The 6,135-nt window shown below is 36.4% G+C and carries 4 protein-coding genes; 1 reads left to right on the plus strand and 3 read right to left on the minus strand.

All coding sequences use genetic code 11. The annotated features are described in order from the left end of the window. Positions 1–475 precede the first annotated feature (475 nt). Together CHB66_RS16570 and CHB66_RS16575 are read right to left on the minus strand one after the other, a co-directional pair. On the minus strand, positions 476–1,582 hold the full coding sequence (locus CHB66_RS16570; RefSeq protein ID WP_141107417.1) for a hypothetical protein: 1,107 nt from the start codon (positions 1,580–1,582) through the stop codon (positions 476–478). A gap of 222 nt (positions 1,583–1,804) precedes the next feature. Further along, on the minus strand, positions 1,805–3,079 hold the full coding sequence (locus CHB66_RS16575) for a peptidoglycan DD-metalloendopeptidase family protein (protein WP_089242529.1): 1,275 nt from the start codon (positions 3,077–3,079) through the stop codon (positions 1,805–1,807). A 404-nt stretch (positions 3,080–3,483) separates the two neighbouring features. Between CHB66_RS16575 and aspS the strand changes: the two genes are divergently transcribed. Continuing rightward, complete coding sequence (gene aspS, locus CHB66_RS16580; RefSeq protein ID WP_089242530.1) at positions 3,484–5,241, plus strand: aspartate--tRNA ligase; 1,758 nt, start codon at positions 3,484–3,486, stop codon at positions 5,239–5,241. Positions 5,242–5,310: 69 nt separating this feature from the next. Here the strand turns inward: aspS and CHB66_RS16585 are convergent, their stop codons facing one another. Continuing rightward, on the minus strand, positions 5,311–5,973 hold the full coding sequence (locus tag CHB66_RS16585; RefSeq protein WP_089242531.1) for a hypothetical protein: 663 nt from the start codon (positions 5,971–5,973) through the stop codon (positions 5,311–5,313). Positions 5,974–6,135 lie beyond the last annotated feature (162 nt).

Consider the following 6,135-nt stretch of genomic DNA (forward strand, 5'->3'; position numbering starts at 1 on the left):
CGGAGTGGTTTGGCAAGACAAGACCGATCCATGACTGTGGCGACTGCACCGAAGCCCAACATCAGGAAAATAGAAGAACAGAACTGAAGTTGAAGAGGTAAAAAGAAGATTAAGAAAAGAAAATTACGTCTTACTTTGTCAGATGTGTAATTTTTAAATCCTTTGAGGATTATAGCTTATCCGGAGATCTGTATTGGGAATAAAAAGTATCAAAAAGCAAATAAAATAATTTGAAATACAAAAAAAATTATCCAAAAAGCATTTTAATGAATTTTCTGGCTCGAAGTTTGATATGATATGTTAATTAGAAATCAAGTGAAGATTATCATCTTCAAAGAAAAATATAAAGATCTTAGACAGGTGAAATGATCACTCTATAAGATGAAGATCCCTAACCTGTAGATTATCTAAATGACCACCTGATTCGGGTGGTCTTTTTTTGTCCCTCCTCTTTACAGGATAGATCGTTTTTATTTTATTCCTTTTTTATCTCAAAAAAATTATTCAAAGGCTTGGTATACCCACCGCAGATGATATGACAAGTAGCTGTAACAAGCACCTTATTTTCATTGTTTGAAATAATGGAGGTGATAAACCCACCTTCTAATTTGGAATTGTTAAGTTCTGATAGTTTCATTTTGTTTGTCTCTAGTTCTATCAAGTAAATTTTATCGTTTTTATACCCGATAATTTTGTCATTGATGGAGGTGAGTTCTAAACCATCAAAAAGCGGCTCTAAAGGAATTTTTCGTACAAGGTGTCTATTTCCTCCATCCATCCTTGATTTGAAATAGGACACTTCATTTTTTATTCGGTCTATACCAAATGAGACTACTTCATCTTTAATGATTAACGATCTCAGCGTATTGAAGGCTCCGACCGTACTCACTTCTCCTTGGTCAGTGAGTTGAATCACAATATTTCCAACAGTAATTAAGAAGAAGTTTTCAAAAGAATCGACCTGATAGACAAGATCATAGTAGCTTAAGACTTGAAGTTTTATATTTTTTACTTCCTCAATAACAATCTCGTTATTTTTATTGCTAGTTCTGATTAACATTAAGCTTGGGTTATTTTCGGCTATACCCTCTTTGGCCGTCCGGTATGGTATCAGTATAGTGCCATTTCCTGAAATACCAAGCCCCTCACTTTGCCACCTTGGGATATCTTCTAACTTTATAAAAGTCGAGTCAAATGACTTAAGATCTATTTTTAGAAACTGATCTTCTGTGAGATTTGAAACTGATAGAATGAAAACATCCAATTCTGTTCTTGTAGCCAATACCTTATTTGATACAGGTAGTTTATGCCAGCCAGGCCGGGTGATATATTTTTCAAAGCTAAATGGAATGTTAGTATCAGATATATTTCCATCCTTATAAAAATTACTAGCTCCTAGTAGGTATAATTTATTGTCGATGTAAAGACTATTGAAAATTCCTTCTTCAAGACCTTTCGATTTCTCCCAATTAGTTTGAGGAGTATAAGGTGCCATATCTTCGTCATTGTCTTTGCTACATGCAAAAGACAGCCAGCATATGAATGATGCATACGCGATTATTTTAAGATTTAAGTTGGTCATAGTTTTTTATTTAAAATACATAAAAATAAACTTAACACATAAAAAAATGCATTTCAAATAATAGTGTTGATTTATTTATTAATCAGAACTTTATAGAGGAGAAGTGTGAACTTAGCTCTGTAATCTATTGATAATCAAAACATGAAAGTGGATTGATCGCAAAAAAATATCAATTGAATTCAAATAAAAAAGCGGCTGTGGGTTTCCCACAACCGCTAGGTATTATTTCGTTGCAACTAGTTTATCAGCTGGGTAACTAATTGGGATACTTGTTAACAGTTGAAGTTTATCAATTTTGACCTGCTCGAAAGCCATTTTGTTATTAGGAAGAATTGGATCGGATGGTGGGATTTTTTCCTGAAGCCAATCTACTTGCTTCCCATTTTTCCAAAACCTAAAGCATAAATGAGGACCTGTAGCTAATCCAGTAGCACCTACAAAACCAATCACCTGGCCTTGCTTTACTCTTGTTCCAGGTTTCATACCTGAAGCAATCTTGGACATATGCAGGTATTGTGTAGTATAAGTGCCATTGTGTTTGATTTTGACATAATTACCATTAGCACTGGTGTACCTTGCCTCTACTACGGTACCATCACCCACTGTGCGGATTTCAGTACCTGTAGGCGCGGCATAATCTGTTCCTAAATGTGGTTTATAACGCTTCTGTACAGGGTGGTACCTATTGAGATTATATTTAGAGCTAATTCTCGTGTATTTGAGTGGATCTCTCAAAAAAGCTTTTTTGAAGCTATTACCCTCTTGATCAAAGAAACTAGTTTCTCCGTTTTGCTCAAAAGGAATCGCATGAAATTCTTCTCCTTTGTATAAAAAATATGCTGTTTCAATATCTGTAATTCCTACAACATTCCCTTCAACTACTTTTTCATGGTAGACAACTTTGAACTTATCACCTTTTTGAAGTCTTTGAAAATCCACATACCAGCCAAAAAGATCTGCAAATTTATCAATCAGGTCATTGGTGATTCCAAGCTGACTCATGTTAACTGATAAGCTATGGTCGATTTCTCCACCTAGTTCCACTTTTCTAAGTTCAACAGGCTTTTCTTCCTTGTATATTTCTACTTCATTGAGTTTGAAGACAACATACTCAGATGGGTTAGGCTCGTAAATGAAAAATTCAGCTTGAGAAGAATCTCTCCCGGTTAAAACAGTGAATTTCTTATTAAATGCAATTTTTCTTACATCAAAAATATCCTTGGATTTTTTGGCAATCTCGTCGATGATTTGATATGGTACATTGAATGGAGCAAGTAAGGTGGAAAGGGTTTGGTTTTTTCCAACAATTCCTTCTACGACATCCAATTCATTGATATTGATGCCGTAAAGTAGGAGGTCTTCCTGCATCTCTTCTTCAAAATTTTCTACGAATGCTTCTTCTTTTTCTCTGCTGAAGCTCACTTGATCCCATATAAAATAAAATCCACCTCCCAGGGCCAACGTGAGTAAGGTGGCACCAATCCATTTTTTTCGCATACTTATTTTGTATTAGTCGGGTTCTTAATATTCAAAGGAATTTAAATTTCGGTCAATTTCCAAATCTTTTAGTAGCTGTTTTGTGTAGCTAATGTACAAAGCAATAATGCTTTCAAAACTTGCATAAATCTAATGATGAAACGGTTTCAATTACATTTCATTTTCTAAACTGTTGATTTTTATTATAATTTTATTGGAGACGACAGTCTATTAGGGAATTTTTAAGTAAATAGCGTTAATTTTTTAAATTATTCATAACATTGCATCCATCATAATAGCTAACATCATTTTGAATAAAGTTTGATTGATTTTATCCCTAAGGGGGCTTTGAATCTCTCTATTTGATTTAGCTTGCTGTATATTTTGTTTATCTTTGTCGCTTTCAAAAAAAACGATTTCAAAACATGCTACGAACTCATACATGTGGGGAATTGCGCCTCATAGATGTCAATAAAGAAGTAACCCTTGCTGGTTGGGTACAACGTGTCCGAAATAAGGGTGGGTTGATCTGGTTAGACCTCAGAGACCGATATGGTGTGACGCAGTTGATTTTTGAAGAAGGATCTACAGACAAAGTACTACTTGATAAAGCAGCGAGCTTGGGTCGTGAATTTGTGGTGCGAACAACAGGAAAAGTCATAGAACGTACTTCCAAGAATGATAAGCTACCTACTGGAGATATTGAAGTCAAAGCAAGTTCTTTGGAGGTATTGAATGCCGCTAAAGTACCTCCATTCATTATTGAAGATGAAACGGATGGTGGGGATGAATTGAGGATGAAATATAGGTACTTGGATCTCCGAAGGAATGTGGTAAGAGAAAAGCTACAACTAAGGCACCGCATGATGCAGGAAACTAGGAAATACATGGATGCTCAAAGCTTCATCGAAGTGGAAACGCCAGTATTGATCAAGTCTACGCCTGAGGGAGCCAGAGATTTTGTTGTACCTTCTAGGGTAAATCCTGGTGAGTTCTATGCCTTGCCTCAGTCACCACAGACTTTCAAGCAACTTTTGATGGTTAGTGGTTTTGATCGTTATTTTCAGATTGTGAAGTGTTTCAGAGATGAAGACTTGAGAGCGGACCGACAGCCAGAGTTTACGCAGATAGATTGTGAGATGTCTTTTGTAGATCAAGAAGATATCTTAAATACTTTTGAAGGTTTGGTGCGACACCTTTTCACCAATGTGAAAGGAGTTGAATTGGGTGGTATTGAAAGAATGACATTTGCCGATGCCATGAAGTATTATGGTAATGACAAGCCCGACTTAAGGTTTGAAATGAAGTTCGTAGAACTTAATGAACTCGCTCAAGGTAAAGGTTTTGCTATATTTGACCAGGCAGAATTGGTCGTTGGGATATGTGCTTCAGGAGCGGGTGAGTATACTAGAAAGCAAATAGATGCCTTGACAGAATGGGTGAAAAGACCTCAGATTGGTGCAAAGGGCTTGGTGTATGTGAAGTGTAATGAAGATGGAACGTTCAAGTCTTCTGTAGATAAGTTTTACACACAAGAAGATTTGAAAGCATGGGCAGAAAGAGCCAATGCCAAAGCTGGAGATTTGATTTTAGTGCTTTCTGGAGATGCTAAAACTACCCGCAAGCAAATGTCTGAGCTTCGTCTGAAGATGGGTGAAGAGTTGGGCTTGAGAGATAGAAATGTATTTAAGCCACTATGGGTAGTCGATTTCCCACTTTTGGAATGGGATGAGGAAACCCAGCGCTACCATGCGATGCACCATCCATTTACTTCACCGAAGAAAGAAGATATTCCTTTGCTGGAAAACGATCCAGGAGCTGTAAGGGCCAATGCCTATGATCTGGTGATTAATGGCGTAGAGATCGGCGGCGGTTCTATTAGGATTCATGATCGACCTACTCAGCAGTTGATGTTCAAGCATCTCGGTTTTTCTGATGAAGAAGCACAGAAGCAGTTTGGCTTCTTGATGGAAGCCTTTGAATACGGTGCGCCGCCACATGGAGGTATCGCCTTTGGTTTCGATAGATTCTGTGCGATTTTTGGTGGCTCAGATTCGATCAGAGATTACATCGCTTTCCCAAAAAACAACTCGGGCAGAGATGTGATGATCGATTCTCCGAGTACTATTGCAGAAGAGCAGTTGAAAGAATTGTCAATCGCCTTGGCTTTGAGGAAGGAATAGAATTAGTTTGCAAGAAACTGATAGAAGCCTGCTAGATTTTTGAAATCTGGCAGGCTTATGTGTTTATACTTATTCGATTTTCACATGATGAAGTACATATTCTTTTCCTGCTACTTCTTCGGTGAATATTAAGATGGTATCTTGATTAAATCCTACCACTTCATAATAGTCACCTGAGCTAAGCTTTCCAGACTTATAGTCTTTTGATCTAATCTTGATAAAAACTTTTCCGTTTCTCTCTTCAACTGGTTCATTTAGGCTAATATTTGAAAAACTATATATCTCTTTTTCGTTAGCTTTCCAGTCATTTCTGGAGAAGTATACTTGTTTTGTAATAATAAGCTTTTTGCCTGAAACAGCTTGATTGATTTCTTGAAAATTCAAAGGCTTACCTTTATAAACTCTGGCACTATACATGGCTGATTTTGAGAGGGTAGAGTTTTCAATATTTCTATAATTGATATAAATATGACTTGCTCCCCTCATTGAGGCTTCTGTCTTCAACTTATTTATAGCTCGATTATTGATATTATTGATAGGAGAAATAGCGAATAGACCTCTTGCCTTAGAAAATATCAAGTCACCTTTTTGAAAGGCCGAAAGCTCATTGATGTCATCTATGATTTCGATGTCATTAGGTGACGTATAGCCTATAATTTCTGTTGTCTGAGCTTGAAGCAGACCGTAATTAAAGACAAATAATGCAGTACATAATGTAGTTAAAATTTTCATTGAAATAGGTGTAAAATTTATAATATGATTGATTCGAATGTAGTAACATTTAGTTTTAATTAAAAAGAGGCTCTAGGTGGAATATAGTGGGTAGTCGAATTTGAGTTTTCCAGAGATGAAGTAAATCATGTTGATAAAGTTGGAGATATTCCTATAACCTCT

The organism is Belliella buryatensis (assembly GCF_900188245.1).
Classification (GTDB): Bacteria; Bacteroidota; Bacteroidia; order Cytophagales; family Cyclobacteriaceae; genus Belliella; species Belliella buryatensis.